We start from the raw sequence: 17,904 nt of genomic DNA on the forward strand, positions 1-17,904 counted from the left end.
CTCAATGTTCGCGGGCACGTCGTTTCAGTACGCCCCCAGCCACCTCTTTGATGGTGTGGGTATACACAAACGCCTGCGGATCGATGGCCCTCACCATGGCTTTGAGCCGCCTCACTTCAAACCGTGTGACCACCGTGAATACGATGTCGACCGGATGGCTTACATCAAAACTCCCTTTGAGGAATCCACGTTCGCCTTTATAAAGGGTAATGCCTTTGCCCATCTCGTTGACCAACCGTTCTTTGATGACATCGCTTTTCGAAGAAATAATGTTCACGGCGGTATATTCCTCCAGTCCTTCGATGACAAAGCTGATGCTCCGAGAGGCCGTGTAATAAGTCAAAATAGAGTACAAAGCAGTGGGTAGTCCCAACTGGACGGCGGCGATAAGGAAGATAACGATGTTGATGCCGAGGATGATCTCGCTGATGGTGAAGCTGCTCCGCCGCAACGTGTAGAGCGCAAGCACTTCGATCCCGTCCAGTGCACACCCCCCGCGCATGGCAAGGCCGACACCTAACCCCATCAATACACCACCGAATATAGACACCAACAGTTTATCGGAAGTAATGGGAGGGTAGGGCACATATAGCAGGCAGATGCCCAGCAAGACAACGCAGCCCAGCGTTTTCCACGCAAATTGCCTGTTTACCTGGTAGGCACCCATGATGATGAGCGGTAAATTGGCCAGTACAATGACGTAGGCAATGTTCACGCCGTATATTTCGTGGATAAGCAGTGCGATACCGGTCATGCCGCCATCGAAGAAGTGGTTGGGTATGAGGAAACCTTTTAAGGCAAACCCGCAGCACAGTACGCCGCAGACGACATACATGACATCCCGGGCGATGGCCCGCCATTGGTTATTCTTTATGGTTATTTCCATTCGGTTAAGCAATTAGCTTGTTGTAATTCTCTTCTTTTTTTTTGTTCCTGAGCCCCCTGGATGTCGCCGTGAAATACCGGTGATTTCCCAAAAACGAACGTTGGAGTTCGTCGTATGCGTGCTGCGATTTTACGGTGCCCAATTTGCGCATTTCTTCGTAAAGCAACTGGCTGCGATCGAAAAAGTCGTCGCGGCCCAGGTAATCCAGGTCGGCATCACAGATGATCTCTTCCAGGTGCCGTGTGGGCCGTTGGGGTATTTCGGTGGCCATAATCAGTTTGCAGATCAGTGAAATATCGGCATCCGTGTAGCCGAATGAAGGCAATACCCGCTGGGCAATCGCACAGGAATGGATTTCGTGGCCCTTTGCGCTGATGAGGAAACCTACATCGTGGAACAGGGCGGCGGTGAGCAGCAACTGCAGGTCTGGATGGCGGATACCCTCTTGTGAGGCGATCCGTTTCGTTGCCGAATATACATCTTGCGTATGGGCAAGGTTATGGTAGGTCAAGTCGGGCGAAAGCTCGTCCGCCAACCGCTTCATAACGTACCGTTCAGCCAAGTCGAGTTGCATATTGGATTTTTTCGGTCGCTAATATATCAAATTAATCGGATTGCACCTGAGCCGAACCGTATCACGGTAACGCATAGCGATTTGATTAACGTAAAAAGAAAAGAGGCATTCATCTAATCGGCAAACCCGCTGCCATTATACACCGTATCCAGCCAAGCGATACGCTCGGTCAAATAGGTTTTGATGAAGTCCACGTAGTCTTGATACGTATTTCCTACATACCAGTTGAAATGGATGTTCGGCTCTTGCAGGATATCCCAGCGTTGGAAGTTGCCGACCTGACTATACGATAAAAGGTTGGCCTGACGATCGACGTATTGATTTATCGTAGCAAGATCGGCCTTCACGGCATTCCAGCGCGTACGCACTGCGCGGCGGAAATTTGGGTCTTCCGCTATTCTTGCTATCCACTGTTTCGGGGCGTGCGCATCCGTCAGCATCAGTTTCTTCACCGCGTCTCCTATCCGATTGTCATTGTTGAAGCCCAAATCGACGTCCCACACAGGCCCGATATAAATCAACGGATCCGAAGCGCTTTTCTTATACATCCGCATACTCCAATATAGATCGCTATTTCCGGCAATTTCGTTGGCGAGGTAGTAGTTCACGAATGTGGTAAGGTCCAGGTACCGTTGATAGCCTGCCTCGGGATCTGCAAAGTTGTCAGCGAAAAGTGCGTCCTCAAAGGCCGTGAAGTAATCTTTTATGTAGTCAAATTGTAATGCCGTGATGTCGCCGTCTCCGGGGTATTTGACCGTAATGGGCATTTCCCGGGGCGTTTCAAAGAATACGGGTTCTGAATATCCAAATCCATCAGCCTCCAGCATGTAGCCGCCATTTTCTTCGTCGATATTCACGCGTTGCTCCCCTTCCCGGATGTGCTCGGTGACATTGTAGTTGCCCATGTACTCCCCGTTCAGAAAAAAATCGGCGTATTGCTGGCGTGGCGTGTATTCCAACCCCAGCCGCCGGCTGATCTCAAAGGCGACGTCGTTGCGTATCAGCGATCGGTCGGCGTAATTCGCCATCAGCGCCCAATGGCGGTTTGAGGGCATCCCCAACAATTCAGCGGCCGTACCGAGCCGCAGCCGGTACGGCTTCTTGGGCATGTTCCAAGTCGAATTCCCCCGTCCCCTTACATCCGCGTCCCCTTCGTGCAGGGCTTCACCCGTAAACCCCCTCACTACGCGATACGTACCCTTTACGTAATTTTCCTTGTCGAGAATCTCCTGGCCTCCTGTGGAGAGGTAAAACGCAGGTAACCCCGTGTCGGAGAATTTAACCGTGTAGGAATGTTCCCCGCCGCTGGCGTGGCGTACCACGTACTTCACCAGACTTCGAAAGTCTTGCTGCGTCACGCCACTTTGCTGTACAACCCCGTTGACGGCCACGTCTTGTCCGTCGTGCGTAAAATCGGCCACTAGTTTGCTGATGTCCGTTCCCGCGAACGTACGCGCGTAGATCGTATCGTCCTTGATCTGTGTGCCGATAGTAAAGGCAAGGCCGGGATTCTTGTCTTTCGGGAACGAAAAAGACAAAAGGTCTTTAACCTCTATCGGTGTGTCGGGTTCGGCTGGACCTTTGGCGCAACCCTGCCAGCACCAAGTGGCCGAGACGAACAATAAGAATAGGGCAATGTTCTTGTGTTTGGTCATGATTTTGTTACAATTAATTTTATGCGAATCTCAACACAGTTTTTTGCAAAATGTGTGACCGGACGTGACTATATTTTCTTTTGTAGTTTTTTAATTACAACAATTATGCCCGCTCCCGAAATTCGGTTACGTTGGGCATAAATAACATTAAAGGTGTACCTTTACGGTTTAAGCGAAGTGCAACTAACTCATTTCATTAAACCTGATTAATCTATGGAAAGAAGGGAATTTATCCGCAAAGGTATGATTGGCGCCACCGGTGCGGCATTGACAACGGCTGGCATGAGTGCAAAATCCTACGCCTCAATTCTTGGGTCCAACGAACGGGTCAACGTGGGGGTCATTGGCATACGCGGAATGGGCCAATACCACATCGAGGGTTACTCCAAGCTCAAAAATGCGCGGGTAACCGCGCTATGCGACATCGATCAGCATTTGTTTGAGCCCCGAATCAAAAAGCACTTTGTGGACAAGGGACTGGAAAAGCCAAAGACATATACCGATTTGCGCGTCTTGTATGAAAATAAGGAGGTCGATGCCGTTTCCATTGTGACACCGAACCATTGGCATGCGTTGGCCGCGATATGGGCAATACAAGCGGGCAAACATGTTTCTGTCGAAAAGCCGTGTTGCCATAACATCTACGAAGGCCGTAAGTTAGTGGAGGCCGCAGAAAAGTACTCGGTCATTGTACAAGATGGGGCGGAGCAAAGGAGCAACCCCTGTGCGGAAAGCATGGCCGATTTTCTGCATAGCGGGAAACTGGGTGAAGTGTACATGGCCAAAGGCATTTGCTATAAACGGCGCAATACCATCGGGCGCACGCCAGACGAACCGATCCCTCCGGGCGTAGATTATGACCTGTGGTTGGGGCCGGCGCCCGAACGCCCGTTTTCGAAAAACCGCTTTCACTATAACTGGCATTGGAACTGGGATTACGGAAATGGCGATATCGGCAACCAGGGGGTTCATGAGATCGATATTGCCCGGTGGGGGCTTCATGTTACGTTGCCTACGAGGATCAGCTCAATTGGCGGCCATTTCATGTTTGATGATGATCAGCAAACACCCAATACGCAACTCACCGTCTTTGAATTTCCAAACGCCCGGGGTGGGGGCGACGCGAAAAAGCTCCTGCAATTTGAGGTTCGCCATTGGCTTTCAAATTCCGAAGGAATAAGCGGGGAAAACCCGAATGACAACACGTATATGGTGAGTTCGGCTAATGAGGTAGGCAACTTGTTTTTTGGATCGAAAGGCTACCTGACTAAAAACCTCAATCAATGGCAAGCATTTATGGGCGATGAGAAGGAGCCAGGGGAAAATGGAAAAGGTTTCGGTAACCACTATGCGAATTTTATCGATGCAATCCGGTACAACGACCAGAAATTGGCAAAAGGAGACATCAGGGAAGGATTCTATTCCTGTGCGCTCATCCATCTTGGCAATATTGCGTATCGCGTGGGGCGAACACTGGATTTCGATCCGGTAGCCATGAAATTCATCAACGATCCGGAAGCCGACGCGCTGCTAACCCGCGAATACCGGTCACCTTTTATCGTTCCGGAGGTGGTGTGAAAACAATATCGGTGCCTATAGCTCCGATTTGCGTTCCTTCTAGGGACCGCAATTCCGGTCTATCGTTGTCGCTATCTAGCCAAATCATTTATTGGAATTTTTCACCCCTTGCCAGCATTTCGATGATTTCTTTCATGCGCTTTTCCCTCGTCTCTTGTTTTTTTGCCGTCTGGAGGCGAAACCCGATGGAGAAAAGATTGGTCTTATTGAGGCCCCTAAAAAACGCTTCCGCTTTTTTGTTTTTGCTAAGTTCTTTCAGGAAATCTTCCGGTATAACCATTTTGCTCGGGGAATCGTATGCGTTTTCCCAACGACCGTCCGCTTTTGCCTCTTCGATGGCTTTTAACCCCGAAGGCCGCATTCTCCTTGCATTGATCAATCTCTCGACATGCCCGATATTTACTTTGGACCAAATACTTTTTGCTCTCCGTGGGGTAAATCTTTGCAGCCAGGCCTGTTCGTCATATGCCTTCCTCTGACCATCAATCCAACCGTAGCAAAGCGCTACATCAAGTGCTTCCGCATAGCTGATGGTTTTTTTCCCGGAATCCTTCTTGAATATTTTAAGCCAAAGCCCGTTTGGGTCATGGTGATGTTTTGCCAGCCATGTTTCAAATGCGTCGGCTGTTTGAAATTCCACAATCGGAATAATATTTGATTCAGTCATATCATGGTGCTTTCCGCGCTGTATGCTCACAGCGTATTCCCAAATATACACAATAATCCTATACGGAGGACCTTACCTTTCCGGGCCAGACCGGGTCTCAAGCGAGGGCGTAAAGCATCCAATGGCTGATGGCTAAGGCCAGGGATATCGGGGGTGGCCACCCCGCCGGGTCGGAACAGCTTCCGGCCGTTCCCATCGGTTGGGACGGCGGCATCCCAGGCCCACCGCCCTCCAAACAACCAGTAGATATGGACAGCCGCCAACAGGACCAATACCATCTCGGTTTCATTTTCTGCTTTTTTCTGAGCAAGCTCACGAAAGCCCGAAAACGAAAAACCCCCTCGTTTTAAACGAGAGGGCTTTATTTTGGGTGGTGGGGTGAGGGATTCGAACCCCTTGTTCGTTTATTGATGCTTTTTGAACATGACTAGAATTTTTTGTCAAAATAGTTTTTTGCTGTATCGGATGCAAACCCCGGGGGGTGTTATTGTCGCTTAATTCCCCTATCAGAGCTGAGTAACTCAAAGTATCCTAAGTCAACGCTTTACAAGTTTTACCAAATCACATTAACCGGATATTCGGTGAAGTATTGATCTTTTGAGATGACTTGCAATCTATTGGTAATAGCTTGGGCGATGATTAGACGGTCAAATGGATCTTTGTGAAAAAAAGAGAGTGCTGTAACCTGTAAAACGTCTTCAAACCCAATAGGCAAAAGCTGAAAGCCGTTTTTCGTGATTTCATCAGCAATCTTGGAAAATGGTTGTTTGATGTCTAATTTGCCCAGGCTGATTTTTACAGCAATTTCCCATAGACTGGCTATACTGACGTAATTTGAGTCTGGATGCTTTTCAATGGCTTCCAGTCCCTTCGAGGATAACGCTTCGTCTCCATTGATGAACCAGATAAATGCATGGGTATCCAATAAATTACCTGCCATTACATGTAATCTTTGAAATCTTCCAGCGGCTCATCAAAATCATTGTGCATCACAAACAAGCCCTTAGCGCTGCCAAATTTGGGAACAGGTTTATCGACCTTCTTCTTTCCTTTCTTAGCCTTTTGTTCAAGGAACTCAATAAAATCTGCTACCTCGGCCTTCATGGTATCAGGCAAATGGTTCAATTTTTTATATAATAACAAGCTATCCATCGTATAATGATTGTGCTATGAATACAAATATAAGCTTTTTTAGCTTGCTGAAAAAGAATCTATTAAGCATAACTACTGATCGTCTCACGAAAGACACAAACGTATAATTTTTTCTGAACGTGTTTGTGTTCATCGGCCATCAAGAGCTTTCTTGACTGTGCGTCATGAAAGTTTTATTACCTTGTTCCCGCAAAAAAGGCTTCAACCCAAATAAAGCCATTCGCTTTGCTCATTTCTTTTTTCATCTAATTATTTTTCTTTATCGGCTGATGAGAGCTCGATGTAAATAATGATTGCCCTGTGGGTCAATATTATTTACATCTCGGTTTCATTTTCTGCTTTTCTCTGAGCAAGCTCACGAAAGCCCGAAAACGAAAAACCCCCTCGTTTTAAACGAGAGGGCTTTCTTTGGGCTGGCGGGGTGTCAGGGACTCCAATCGAACCCCTTGTTCAATTATTGATGCTTTTTGAAGGGCAAAAAACCACAATTGCCATCAACGATATAACAACGAAAGGAAAGAAATAGGGAAAAAACATGCCAGAATTTCAACCAGATTATGCCTCTTTTTCAACTTTGGTAAGTTGAGGAAAGTCAAACACTCATCGAGGATTGTGAAGTTATTTTAAATGTCAAAGTCTTCTTTGCACAATCAAGAAAACAACTATTTCATCGCTCAATTTGCAGCGTATAATGCCCTAAACATGCGTTTTTAATGCCGTTTTGATTTTCGAGGCGCGAGTGGTCACCTTCTTTTTCAGTTTCTGTTGCTTAATATATTCACTAATTTCTTTTCTTTCCGTATCCGAAAGCGGCTTACTTTCGATAACGAAATCGATACCTTTGGGTTCCTTAATTAAACTCATCACGCTACGTTTTAAAATATTTGTCCACTAAAAATTTTGCCGGCTCACTATTTATAATCATCCGCTGATTTTTAAAATGGTATGCCCTAAGTGTTTCTTCGTAATGCTTTATCAGTTGCGTCTTTGCCGTAAATGCCACAAAACCTTCATATCCTTTCTGGAAAGACACTTTACACGCATAGGCCACCAAGTTCCCAGCCACACCCTCGTAGAGCTTATTCTTGCCGATGTTAAACGGAGCACTTTCCAACAAATTCATAAAGACATGGTCTTGCTCTATCGTTAGACTTAACATCCCCTGGATAATTGAAGGATTATTGACAATTGTCAATTTATACACTTCTTTCTTCATATCCCTGAATTCCGCCTTCCAGTCAAAATTCCATCCATTCTTTTTGGTCAAGATTTTCAAGTCAACCAAACTCAATTGTGCTACTTCCGTTTGGAAACTATCACCTGAAATCGTATTCAGTATCGAGTTCGTAAGCCTATCAATGATAAAACTTTGTTCAATATACTCCTTGTCGGCCATATACAAATTTACTTAAAATTGCTGTTATACACAAGATTCGCAGAATCCCATAAACGTATAATTTATTACCTTGTTCCCGCAAAAAAAAAGTAACATGAACTTCATACCCGAGGATATAGATGTTTTTCGTGCACTTTTTAAGGGGCGGGAAGATGTGTTTGCGGTGCGTTGGGAAAAGGGCAATAAAAGCGGTTACATGCGGGCCTATAGTTATGATCCCTACCATTATCGCCTGCATAAGACAAATGGTGGTTCGTTCCAAAGCTATCAACACAAGACCCATCGTCTGTTGTCCGATTCAGAAATAGCCAGGCATTTGGAAGGCGAACAGCAGATCGGGATTTATCCATTACTTAAGGATAATACTTCTTGGTTTTTGGTGGCTGATTTTGATAAAGCGGATTGGCAACGGGAGGCCTTGAGATTTCTTGAAGCCTGTACGACGAGAGCCATACCGGCATACCTGGAGCGTTCACGTTCCGGAAACGGTGGCCACGTCTGGATTTTTTTCGACAAACTCTACCCGGCGGTAAGAAGCCGGAAGCTGTTTATTACTGTTCTAGAAGAATCAGGGGCCTTTTCCAAATTTGACAAAGGGTCAAGTTTCGACCGGTTGTTCCCTAACCAGGATTTCCTGTCGGCCAAGGTTTCGGAAATTTAATTGCGTTGCCGTTGTTCAAACCGGCTTTCGAAAAGGGCAACAGTTGCTTCCTGGATCCAGCAACGCTAGCGCCGGTTGCAAATCAGTTTGGTTTTCTGAAAACTGTAAAGCGAATAGCCACCAGCCAGTTAGATGATTTGCTGGCGCTTTTGAAAACGGAAAATGCCAGCGATACAATTATTCCGATGCATTCCGGGAAACTGACCATTACGCTGCAGAATACCGTTCGATTGAACCGCCCAGCGATTCCCCAGCCGTTGGTCAGCTTTTTGAAAGATGAACTTAACTTCGCGAATTCCGCATTCATCGTCAAAAAGAAAAGTGGTAAAAGTACATTTGAAACACCACGTTTCTTTAAGTTGGTCAACGAAACGGAGCATGAAATCATCGTGCCGAGAGGTTTCATCGGAAAGCTGATCCGGTTTTGCAGGGAGATGCAGATAACACATGATTTTATCGATAACCGGGTGGAGCTGGCTCAGGTAGAATTCGTGTTCCAAGCGAGTTTGCGAAAGCACCAGCGGTATGTTGTCGAATCGGTGAGTAAGAAAGACATCGGTGTCATCGTCGCGCCGCCCGGAGCCGGTAAGACCGTCATGGGGCTTAAGATTGTCGCGGACAAAAAACAGCCTGCGCTGATCATTGTCCATCGTAAACAGTTGTTGGATCAATGGGTTGACCGTATCGAAGCTTTTTTGGGAATCCCGAAGAAGGAAGTCGGCATTATTGGACAAGGAAAGATGAGGCTTGGCGCAAAGGTGACCGTGGCCACTATACAAAGTTTGCCCAAGTATCTGGAAAATATCTGGGAAAAATTCGGAACCATTATCGTGGACGAGTGCCATCGTATTCCCGCGGAATCCTATCGGAATACGGTTGAATCCCTGAATTGCAGGTATTGTTATGGGCTGACAGCTACACCATTCCGAAAGTATAATGACGATGAATTCATCTTTGCCCATCTGGGAGAAATCATCGCGGAAATCAGACCGGAAGAGATTGAAGAATACAAACGGGCGTACGTCGTTATCCGGAACACGGACTTAGACGTACCTTACAATTCCAAGACCGATAGCTTTGAAACGCTTTCCCAAATTCTGATCCACGATACGTCAAGGAATACCCTTATAGTCAGTGACGTGGCCGCGGAGCTGAACCGGGGTAAGAAAGCAGTAATCATTACGGAGCGGAAGGAACACATCGATAGTCTCCATTTACTGTTGAAGCAATATTATGAGACGATTACATTAAGCGGCGACGATTCGGACAGCGGCAAAAAGTCGAAATGGAAGACATTAACTGCCGGTGATTTCCAGGTACTCATTACCACGGGTCAATATTTTGGAGAAGGATCGGATATCCAACATATCAGCACGTTGTTCCTGGCTTATCCATTTTCATTCCATGGGAAATTGATCCAGTATATTGGCCGTGTGCAGCGGTCGGAAATCAACCCGACGATCTATGACTACCGGGATCATCGGATTGATTACCTGGATAAGCTCTTTTTGAAGCGGAACACATACTATCGGAAAATCGATAAACAGGCTACGCTTTTCAGTGAGCCGCAATCCGATTACCAGCCGCAAACCAATAGGGTGTTTACATTGGAGAAAACCATCAGGGTAGCGATCGCCGATTTAACTTTCCATTATGGCCATGCAGCTTTTAGCTATGAAGTTGCCGATATGCATATTATATTGGAATTTCAAGTCGAAAACATGGAAATGCGACCTGAATTTGATGTGCTGAAACCTTATTTCGTCAAAGCGCTGAAATCGAAACATATCGTGGTGCATCTGTTTGCCGAATTTGAATACGGTAAACTGGTTGCTCAATCGGCGGCTTCTGACGAAGTTGAACGGATCAACAAGGAAATCGTAGAAGGGGTAAAATTTCAATTCCTAAACAAAGGATTGCTGGGTAAACCTCCGTTTCAGAAGCAAAACATACTGACTTCCGACCAACTTCAGGACGGTCAAAATATTTATTCCAATGCGCAGGATTTGCTGAACGACATCCTGAAGCAGCGGACATATAAACATTCCCGGCAGGTACAGTTTTTGGCGGACCTTCACGAAAGCCAATTGATGAAGATACGTTTTGTACTCAGTCCGTTTTCCTTCGTATTTCTTCTTTCCGGCGATAAGCAATACCATATTGTGCTTGAGACGTTGGATACAGAAGAGGCAAGCTACGTTTGGCATACGGATAAAAACAGAAACTCGCTTATTGAAACCGTTGGCAAGATTGATAAAGATCTGCAAATCATTCGGGAAAAAGGGAGACAGTCCTTTATTGAAAACGCACCGCAAAATTTCAGTCGCATCCTGCATGATTATGCTGACCCTGACAAAGGGTTTGTAGGTTGGAAATCATTGTTGGAAGAACGGCTTGTTTAGCAGGGAATCTGTTTGGCCCCTCCCTCCAGTCGGTTCATTCGACCGCTGCGACACTCGCTAATCTCATTCACCCACTTCCGGGAACCCACGGCAAGCGTATTCGCTCAATCAACCGTCCCTCATCCTTCGGGAAGCTGCTTTCGCTCATACACATGCCTTTTTTAACCTAACGTAAACCTATCTTTCGATGAAGGTTTTTCCGCGGACGGGGAGGGATTGGCTGCATCGCTCACACCCGCATCCAAAGGCTGCAGCCATCACTTAAGGGGGGCTTCACCCAAAAATGAAGCCATTCGCTACGCTCATTCCTTTTTCTGTTTAACTGGCTTCGCTCAAGCACGCTTGGCTCGCCTCTTTAAACAGAAAAGCCCGGCAATAGCCGGGCTTCATTTTGGGTGGCGGAAGGTGAGGGATTCGAACCCCCGGACCTTTGACAGTCAACGGTTTTCAAGACCGCCGCATTCGACCACTCTGCCAACCTTCCGGCGCAAAAGTACGAACTCTTGTACATTTTGCAAATTCAATTGTGCTTTTTTCAGCAATAGCTACATTATCAAGGGAATATAAATGATAGGTAATAGCACCGGCCATTGCTTGCCGACGGTTTGCCATACTTATTTGCGATGTCGCCTTGTTTTCCTATTTTCGAACCATCAAAAGTCAACGGGTTTGCGCAGCATCTATATAAAAGAAATCGCTACTTTTTTCAATTCATTGACCGGCTACCTCGCCATCGGGTTGTTCCTGTTAGCTGCCGGTCTACTGTTGTGGGTCTTCCCGGACACCAGCATTTTGGCGCACGGCTATGCTTCGCTCGACGGGTTTTTCCAGTTGACCCCCTACCTTTTCATGTTCTTCATCCCGGCCATTACCATGCGGAGCATCGCGGGCGAAAAAAATGACGGCACCTGGCAATTGCTGCTAACCCGGCCGATACGGTTGTACCACATATTACTGGGTAAATTCCTGGGCGGACTTACCGTCGTGCTATTTGCGCTGATACCCACTGTGCTCTACTATATAACCATCTACCAACTCGCTACGCCCGTGGGAAATGTAGATGCCGGTGCGGTTATCGGGTCGTATATGGGCTTGTTTCTATTGGGTGCCGCTTTTTGTGCAATAGGTGTTTTTGCGTCTTCGCTCAGCCGGAATGTAGTCCTGGCCTTCCTAACCGCCTTTTTCGGTTGTTTTATACTTTTCTACGCGTTCGAATCGGTAAGCGGGCTATCCCTGTTTTCAGCGGTTGCCTACCATATCGCCCTGCTTGGTATCCAGTCTCATTTTGATGCCATCAGTCGGGGTGTGCTGGATAGCCGCGACCTTGTTTATTTCGCAAGTGTGGTATTTGTTTTCCTGGCGGCGGCTTATGTGTGGTTGTTGCGCGACCGGTACGCTGCCAAATGGATGGCCACGCGCATCGGGCTGGTTGCGGCCGTGGCACTCGTTGTTAATCTATTTGCCTCGTGGTTCTTTGGCCGGATCGATTTTACCGCAGACAGGCGGTTTACGCTCTCGCCGCTTGCCATCCAGACTGTAAGGGCGCTTGACGAGCCGCTACACGTTACGGTGCTCTTGGATGGCGATTTACCCGCGGGCTTTGAGCGGCTGAAACGGGCGACTACCGATATGCTACGCGACTTGAGGGGGTATTCCGCCGGGCAGTTGAGCTTTGCGGTGGTCGATCCCCTTGACGGAAACGCACAGCAGCAGCGCGAAAATACGGAGTTACTGGCGCAACATGGTATCATGCCGACGAACTTGAGTGTGCGCACAGAGGCGGGCTTCTCGCAACGGCTGGTTTATCCCGCTGCATTGGTGACGCATGGAGACACCGATATCCCCGTGAACCTATTGCAAAACCGGATGGTACACGCGCACGAAACGGCATTGAACAATTCGATTCAAAATCTCGAGTATGCGTTGGTTTCGGCCATTCGGAAGGCCACCAGCGGTGGAAGACCGCTCATTGGTTTTACCGAAGGGCACGGCGAGCCGGACAATGTGGTGCTTTATGATGCCATACAAAGTCTGATGAGCAGTTATGAGGTGGGGTTTGTGAATTTAGACAGCATCTCCATAGACGGGCTCGACAAATTGAAGGCGCTAATCATTGCCAAACCTATTGAGCCGTTTTCGGAAGCGGAAAAGTACAAGATAGACCGTTACGTGATGGGAGGCGGCAGTGTGCTGTGGGCCATCGACCAGTTGGACGCCAGCTTAGATAGTTTGCGGACCAGCGGGCAGCAAACAGCGGTAGCCCGGCACCTCCGTCTCGATGACCTGCTTTTTACCTATGGTATGCGGTTTAACTACGACCTGGTTGCCGATCTGAGCAGTGCGAAGATACCCCTCACCGTGGGAGGAACGGCGAGTCAGGCAGCCATTGAATTGGCTCCATGGCCGTTCTATCCTGTTTTTATACCCAATGACAACCAGCCGATTGTGAGGAAGCTGGATGGCATACGCAGTGAATTTGCCGGTACCCTGGATACCATTGCCGTGCCGGGCATAAAGAAAACGGTATTGCTCACATCCTCACCTTTTTCGCGCATACTGCCCGTGCCGGCTACCATATCCTTGCAGATGGCGGCCGAGCAGCCCGATCCCGAATCGTTCAGAAACCAGCCGCGGGTGGTGGCGGCCTTGTTGGAGGGCGAGTTTCCATCGGTTTTCGCCGATCGCCCGGTTCCCGCGGGGATCCCGGAGGGAGGCACCGCACCCCGGATCGGAAAACATGCCAAGATGATCGCCATCGCTGATGGCGATGTGCTCAGTGGCCAGGTGAACCCCACCGACGGATCGCCCTATCCCCTGGGGTGGGACCGGTATACCGAGCAGCAGTATGGCAACAAGGTATTCCTGTTGAACGCCGTCGACTACCTTACCGATGACGGCGCGATTATCGACCTACGGGCAAAGGAATTGAAACTACGGCTATTGAACGGGGTGCAGGTGCGGGAGAACCGTGTTTTCTGGCAGGCTGCCAATGTGCTGGCACCCTGCCTGCTGTTGCTGCTGGTGGCGATAGGCCAACACCGGGTACGGAAACGGAAGTATTTATAGTTTATATATTCTAACAATTTTGACTAAATTTGCACCGGAAATTGGATGCGCCAATAGCTCAGCTGGATAGAGCAACGGTTTTCTAAACCGTCGGTCTCAGGTTCGAATCCTGATTGGCGTACCATCGAGCCTCTTGATGTTGAATTGAGGGGCTTTTTTGTTAACGGCCGGCAACTGTAGCATTTGCCGAAACCGGATGATAATCGCTTATGGAATCTAAAAAACGAGTGGTTGGCGTAATAGGGAGTGGGAGCTGGGCAACGGCCATGGTGAAGATGCTGGGTGATAACGAGGCGGATAAGACCGTGCACTGGTGGGTGCGCAACCGGCAAACGGCCGAATACATCCGTACCTACCGCCATAACCCCAACTACCTGAGCGCTGTTACCGTGAAAATACCCAAACGTCATATCCATGTAGATGTGCGTACCGTCGTGGAACACGCCGATATCTTAATATTGAATACACCGGCCGCTTTTTTGAAAGATGCGTTACACGGCATTACGCCGGAAATGCTGCGGGGTAAGGTTGTCGTATCGGCTATCAAGGGAATCGTGCCCGACGAGAATCAGATTGTCGGCGACTATCTCCAGGAGCATTTCCACGTACCCATTGGCAATATTGCCGTGATTGGCGGTCCGTGCCATGCCGAGGAGGTGTCGCTCGAAAAACTTTCGTACCTCACGGTGGCATCGCAAAACGTGGATGTTGCAGCCGAGGTAGCCTCATTGATCGGTACGCGTTATATCAAAACCAATGTATCTGACGACATCTACGGCACGGAGTATGCCGCGGTGCTGAAAAATATCTATGCAGTGGCGGGGGGGATATGCCGTGGTGTTGGTTTTGGGGATAATTTCCAAGCAGTACTGGTATCGAATGCCTTACGGGAGATGGCGCAGTTCGTCAATGTGGTTCATCCGATTGCACGTGACATCAAGGAATCCGTTTACCTGGGTGATCTACTGGTAACGGCTTATTCGCAATTCAGCCGGAATCGTACCTTTGGAAACATGGTTGGCCAGGGTTATTCCGTCAAATCTGCCCAATTGGAAATGAATATGGTGGCCGAGGGTTACTACGCCTCCAACTGCATCCAGCAGATATGCCGTAAGCATGTGATTGAACTGCCCATCTGTAACGCGGTATACCGGGTGCTGTATGAGCAACAACAACCAGCTGCTGAAATGAAACGATTAGCCGACAAATTAACGTGATTGAACCATGAGGTATACCCTAATCCCGAATAGCCCACAGGCCTGCACCCTAATTGCGGCATTCGTTTGTTCGCTCGCCATATCATGCGACAAACCGAGCGATAAAACGGCACCGGCATCGTACGAGCATGCTGCCGTGGTAACCGCACACCCCGAGGCGTCCGCCGTGGGCTTGCAGATCCTTAAAGACGGTGGCAATGCGGTAGATGCGGCGGTGGCTGTGCAGTTCGCATTGGCAGTGGTATATCCCAACGCGGGAAACATCGGAGGCGGTGGCTTTATGGTATACCGTAGCGCCAAGGGCGAGTTTGCTTCGCTGGACTTCCGCGAGGCGGCACCGGGGGCAGCGACAACCGATATGTACCTCGATGAAGCAGGCAACCCGATCGTGGACCTGAGTTTGCGTGGTCAGTTGGCTTCGGGCGTGCCGGGATCTGTTGACGGGATGGTAAAAGCCCATGATCGGTACGGACTACTGGATTGGGTCACTTTGCTGCGGCCGGCCATCCGCTTGGCACAGGAAGGATTTGCCCTAACGGAAATGCAAGCGGGTGAGCTTAACCGCAGGAAGGAGAACTTCGAAAAATACAACCCCGAAGGGACTGCTTTCGTAAAAGCAACGGCCTGGCAAGCGGGCGATACATTGGTGCAACCGGAGCTGGCGCATACGCTGGCGTTGATCAGCCAGCACGGCAGGGCAGGTTTCTATGAGGGCGAGACGGCAGATCGCATCGTTGAGGAAATGGACAATGGCAATGGCATCATCAGCTATGAAGACCTGAAAAACTACGAGGCCAAGTGGCGGGAGCCGGTCGTATCGACCTACCGGGGATACCGGGTGGCATCCATGCCCCCTCCATCCAGCGGCGGCATCGCACTCATATCCATGCTCAAATCGGTCGAAGACTATCCACTTTCGCAGTGGGGATTCCAACGCGACTCGACCATGAGGGTGATGATCGAGGCCGAGCGCCGGGTATATGCCGATCGGGCCACACATTTGGGCGACCCGGATTACTATGACGTGCCACGGGAGATGCTTATCGACTCGGCTTATAATGCAGAGCGGATGCGTAATATGAATTTCCGCCATGCATCGTTCAGCAGTGATATCTATGCGGGCGAGCTGCCTAAAATGGAACGTGAAGAAACGACCCATTTTTCCATTGTGGATGAAAACGGAAATGCGGTAGCCATTACAACGACCATCAACGGCTCATACGGCTCGCAGGTAGTGGTGGCAGGCGCGGGTTTTTTGTTGAACAATGAAATGGATGATTTTTCGGTAAAACCGGGCGCACCGAATATGTTTGGACTTACCGGCGGTGAAGCCAATGCGATCGTACCGGGCAAACGGATGTTGAGTTCCATGACGCCTACCATCCTTGAGAAGAACGGGCAGCTGTTTATGGTGGTGGGTACGCCCGGCGGGTCTACCATCATGACCTCGGTGTTCCAGACCATCCTCAATGTGGTGGATTTTGGGATGGATATGCAGGAGGCGGTATCGGCGCCAAGATTCCATCACCAATGGTTGCCTGATGAGGTGGCAGTAGAAAAAGAGGCCGTGAGCAAGCCGGTACGCCATGCCCTCACAACCACGGGCTACCAATTGGTCCATAGACAAGCCATCGGCCGGGTGGATGCGATCTTGGTGTTGCCGGATGGTACCCTGCAAGGTGGGGCAGACCCCCGTGGAGATGACGTGGCAGTAGGTTATTGATACAGTACAGGGATTATGGATAAACAGCAGATAGCCGAGCGGTACAGAGCGATACAGGATGTGATTTGCAGCGGATTGGAGGCGTTGGATGGCGGTGCTACCTTCGCAGAAGAATTGTGGCAGCGCGACGGTGGGGGTGGTGGCCGTACCCGGATTATCCAACAGGGGAATGTGATTGAGCGGGGAGGGGTGAACTTTTCGGCCGTGCATGGTGTATTGCCAGCAGCGGTGAAGCAAGCCTTTAAGGTGGATGATGAACAATTCTTCGCAACGGGGGTTTCCATTGTGATCCACCCCTACAATCCCTTCGTGCCGATTATCCACATGAACATCCGCTACTTCGAACTGAATGACAACGTCCGCTGGTTTGGCGGTGGCATCGACCTGACTCCGCATTATATACAGCCGGAAGATGCTTCGTATTTCCATCGATCGCTGAAAAGTGTCTGCGATGCCTACAGCCCAGCATTCTACCCTGCGTTCAAGGCGCATGCCGATCGATATTTCTACATCAAGCACCGGCAGGAAACGCGCGGTATAGGAGGGGTTTTCTACGATCGGCTTACGCCTGAGAAGGCAGCGGTGCCCTGGTCGGATATTTTTGAATTTTCGTGCGGTTTGGGCAATGCTTTCGTGCCCATCTATTCGGAATTGGTGGGCAGGAACCGCCATAAGACATTTACGGAGCAACAGAAACAGTGGCAATACCTGAGACGGGGCCGGTACGTGGAGTTTAACCTGGTTTATGACGCGGGGACGAAGTTCGGACTGGAAACAAACGGTCGCATCGAATCCATTTTGATGAGCCTGCCCCCACAAGCCCAATGGGTGTATGATTTCAAGGCAGCTCCGGGAAGTGCGGAGGCGTTTACCCTTTCCATGCTGAGGCAGGGTGTGGATTGGTTGGAACAATAACAATGTATTATA

At 49.1% G+C, this 17,904-nt stretch carries 15 protein-coding genes, 2 tRNA genes and 1 pseudogene; 9 read left to right on the forward strand and 9 right to left on the reverse strand.

What is annotated here, in order from left to right; genetic code table 11:
* Position 1: 1 nt before the first annotated feature.
* The 3 genes from ACEVG1_RS06040 to ACEVG1_RS06050 all read right to left on the reverse strand — a co-directional run bounded on the left by ACEVG1_RS06040 (position 2) and on the right by ACEVG1_RS06050 (position 3,115).
* Complete coding sequence (locus ACEVG1_RS06040) at positions 2–886, reverse strand: YitT family protein (protein WP_374742688.1); 885 nt, start codon at positions 884–886, stop codon at positions 2–4.
* 4 nt (positions 887–890) lie between these two features.
* Positions 891–1,460 carry an HD domain-containing protein gene (locus tag ACEVG1_RS06045; protein WP_374742689.1) on the reverse strand — a complete coding sequence of 190 codons (570 nt, stop codon included), beginning with the start codon at positions 1,458–1,460 and terminating at the stop codon, positions 891–893.
* A 113-nt stretch (positions 1,461–1,573) separates the two neighbouring features.
* A complete protein-coding gene (locus ACEVG1_RS06050; protein ID WP_374742690.1) occupies positions 1,574–3,115 on the reverse strand; it encodes a CotH kinase family protein in 1,542 nt (513 codons plus the stop codon).
* A 213-nt stretch (positions 3,116–3,328) separates the two neighbouring features.
* Between ACEVG1_RS06050 and ACEVG1_RS06055 the strand changes: the two genes are divergently transcribed.
* Positions 3,329–4,693 carry a Gfo/Idh/MocA family protein gene (locus ACEVG1_RS06055; protein ID WP_374742691.1) on the forward strand — a complete coding sequence of 455 codons (1,365 nt, stop codon included), beginning with the start codon at positions 3,329–3,331 and terminating at the stop codon, positions 4,691–4,693.
* Positions 4,694–4,781: 88 nt separating this feature from the next.
* Here ACEVG1_RS06055 and ACEVG1_RS06060 read toward each other — a convergent pair whose 3' ends face one another.
* The gene (locus tag ACEVG1_RS06060) at positions 4,782–5,390 is read right to left on the reverse strand and encodes a YdeI family protein (RefSeq protein WP_374742692.1); all 609 of its coding nucleotides are present in this window, start codon (positions 5,388–5,390) and stop codon (positions 4,782–4,784) included.
* Positions 5,391–5,488: 98 nt separating this feature from the next.
* On the opposite strand from ACEVG1_RS06060, the gene ACEVG1_RS06065 reads away from it, so the two are divergent.
* On the forward strand, positions 5,489–5,710 hold the full coding sequence (locus ACEVG1_RS06065; RefSeq protein WP_374742693.1) for a hypothetical protein: 222 nt from the start codon (positions 5,489–5,491) through the stop codon (positions 5,708–5,710).
* Between the two features lie 203 nt (positions 5,711–5,913).
* Here the strand turns inward: ACEVG1_RS06065 and ACEVG1_RS06070 are convergent, their stop codons facing one another.
* From ACEVG1_RS06070 to ACEVG1_RS06085, 4 genes are all read right to left on the reverse strand, one after another.
* The gene (locus tag ACEVG1_RS06070) at positions 5,914–6,300 is read right to left on the reverse strand and encodes a type II toxin-antitoxin system VapC family toxin (RefSeq protein ID WP_374742694.1); all 387 of its coding nucleotides are present in this window, start codon (positions 6,298–6,300) and stop codon (positions 5,914–5,916) included.
* A complete protein-coding gene (locus ACEVG1_RS06075) occupies positions 6,300–6,512 on the reverse strand; it encodes a DUF2281 domain-containing protein (RefSeq protein ID WP_374742695.1) in 213 nt (70 codons plus the stop codon). Before ACEVG1_RS06075 ends, ACEVG1_RS06070 begins: the two co-directional genes overlap by 1 nt.
* Before the next feature lie 696 nt (positions 6,513–7,208).
* The gene (locus ACEVG1_RS06080; protein ID WP_374742696.1) at positions 7,209–7,376 is read right to left on the reverse strand and encodes a hypothetical protein; all 168 of its coding nucleotides are present in this window, start codon (positions 7,374–7,376) and stop codon (positions 7,209–7,211) included.
* Positions 7,377–7,380: 4 nt separating this feature from the next.
* Positions 7,381–7,908, reverse strand: a complete 528-nt coding sequence (locus ACEVG1_RS06085) for a hypothetical protein (RefSeq protein ID WP_374742697.1) — start codon at positions 7,906–7,908, stop codon at positions 7,381–7,383.
* A 94-nt stretch (positions 7,909–8,002) separates the two neighbouring features.
* Between ACEVG1_RS06085 and ACEVG1_RS06090 the strand changes: the two are divergent.
* Together ACEVG1_RS06090 and ACEVG1_RS06095 are read left to right on the forward strand one after the other, a co-directional pair.
* Positions 8,003–8,646: pseudogene (locus ACEVG1_RS06090) on the forward strand (DNA helicase); the annotation flags it as partial.
* 108 nt (positions 8,647–8,754) lie between these two features.
* Entirely contained in the window at positions 8,755–10,971 is a 2,217-nt protein-coding gene (locus tag ACEVG1_RS06095; RefSeq protein WP_374742941.1) for a DEAD/DEAH box helicase family protein, read from the forward strand.
* Between the two features lie 396 nt (positions 10,972–11,367).
* Here ACEVG1_RS06095 and ACEVG1_RS06100 read toward each other — a convergent pair.
* Positions 11,368–11,455: transfer RNA gene (locus tag ACEVG1_RS06100), tRNA-Ser, on the reverse strand.
* Positions 11,456–11,640: 185 nt separating this feature from the next.
* Here ACEVG1_RS06100 and gldG point away from each other — a divergent pair.
* From gldG to hemF, 5 genes are all read left to right on the forward strand, one after another.
* The gene (gene gldG, locus ACEVG1_RS06105) at positions 11,641–14,037 is read left to right on the forward strand and encodes a gliding motility-associated ABC transporter substrate-binding protein GldG (protein WP_374742698.1); all 2,397 of its coding nucleotides are present in this window, start codon (positions 11,641–11,643) and stop codon (positions 14,035–14,037) included.
* Between the two features lie 47 nt (positions 14,038–14,084).
* Positions 14,085–14,161, forward strand: a tRNA-Arg gene (locus tag ACEVG1_RS06110).
* 85 nt (positions 14,162–14,246) lie between these two features.
* Positions 14,247–15,254, forward strand: coding sequence for an NAD(P)H-dependent glycerol-3-phosphate dehydrogenase (locus ACEVG1_RS06115; RefSeq protein WP_374742699.1), 1,008 nt, complete (start codon positions 14,247–14,249; stop codon positions 15,252–15,254).
* A gap of 7 nt (positions 15,255–15,261) precedes the next feature.
* Positions 15,262–16,977, forward strand: coding sequence for a gamma-glutamyltransferase (gene ggt, locus ACEVG1_RS06120; RefSeq protein ID WP_374742700.1), 1,716 nt, complete (start codon positions 15,262–15,264; stop codon positions 16,975–16,977).
* A 12-nt stretch (positions 16,978–16,989) separates the two neighbouring features.
* Complete coding sequence (gene hemF, locus ACEVG1_RS06125; RefSeq protein ID WP_374742942.1) at positions 16,990–17,892, forward strand: oxygen-dependent coproporphyrinogen oxidase; 903 nt, start codon at positions 16,990–16,992, stop codon at positions 17,890–17,892.
* Positions 17,893–17,904: the final 12 nt, after the last annotated feature.

This window comes from Parapedobacter sp. 2B3, from assembly GCF_041925275.1.
GTDB classification, from domain to species: Bacteria; Bacteroidota; Bacteroidia; order Sphingobacteriales; family Sphingobacteriaceae; genus Parapedobacter; species Parapedobacter pyrenivorans_A.

Excerpts from the sequence above, each read along its gene's own strand:
- ACEVG1_RS06040 (WP_374742688.1), bottom strand. The coding sequence starts at position 886 with ATGGAAATAACCATAAAGAATAACCAATGGCGGGCCATCGCCCGGGAT.
- ACEVG1_RS06045 (WP_374742689.1), bottom strand. The coding sequence starts at position 1,460 with ATGCAACTCGACTTGGCTGAACGGTACGTTATGAAGCGGTTGGCGGAC.
- ACEVG1_RS06050 (WP_374742690.1), bottom strand. The coding sequence starts at position 3,115 with ATGACCAAACACAAGAACATTGCCCTATTCTTATTGTTCGTCTCGGCC.
- ACEVG1_RS06055 (WP_374742691.1), top strand. The coding sequence starts at position 3,329 with ATGGAAAGAAGGGAATTTATCCGCAAAGGTATGATTGGCGCCACCGGT.
- ACEVG1_RS06065 (WP_374742693.1), top strand. The coding sequence starts at position 5,489 with ATGGCTAAGGCCAGGGATATCGGGGGTGGCCACCCCGCCGGGTCGGAA.
- ACEVG1_RS06070 (WP_374742694.1), bottom strand. The coding sequence starts at position 6,300 with ATGGCAGGTAATTTATTGGATACCCATGCATTTATCTGGTTCATCAAT.
- ACEVG1_RS06075 (WP_374742695.1), bottom strand. The coding sequence starts at position 6,512 with ATGGATAGCTTGTTATTATATAAAAAATTGAACCATTTGCCTGATACC.
- ACEVG1_RS06080 (WP_374742696.1), bottom strand. The coding sequence starts at position 7,376 with ATGAGTTTAATTAAGGAACCCAAAGGTATCGATTTCGTTATCGAAAGT.
- ACEVG1_RS06085 (WP_374742697.1), bottom strand. The coding sequence starts at position 7,908 with ATGGCCGACAAGGAGTATATTGAACAAAGTTTTATCATTGATAGGCTT.
- ACEVG1_RS06095 (WP_374742941.1), top strand. The coding sequence starts at position 8,755 with ATGCATTCCGGGAAACTGACCATTACGCTGCAGAATACCGTTCGATTG.
- ACEVG1_RS06115 (WP_374742699.1), top strand. The coding sequence starts at position 14,247 with ATGGAATCTAAAAAACGAGTGGTTGGCGTAATAGGGAGTGGGAGCTGG.
- ggt (WP_374742700.1), top strand. The coding sequence starts at position 15,262 with ATGAGGTATACCCTAATCCCGAATAGCCCACAGGCCTGCACCCTAATT.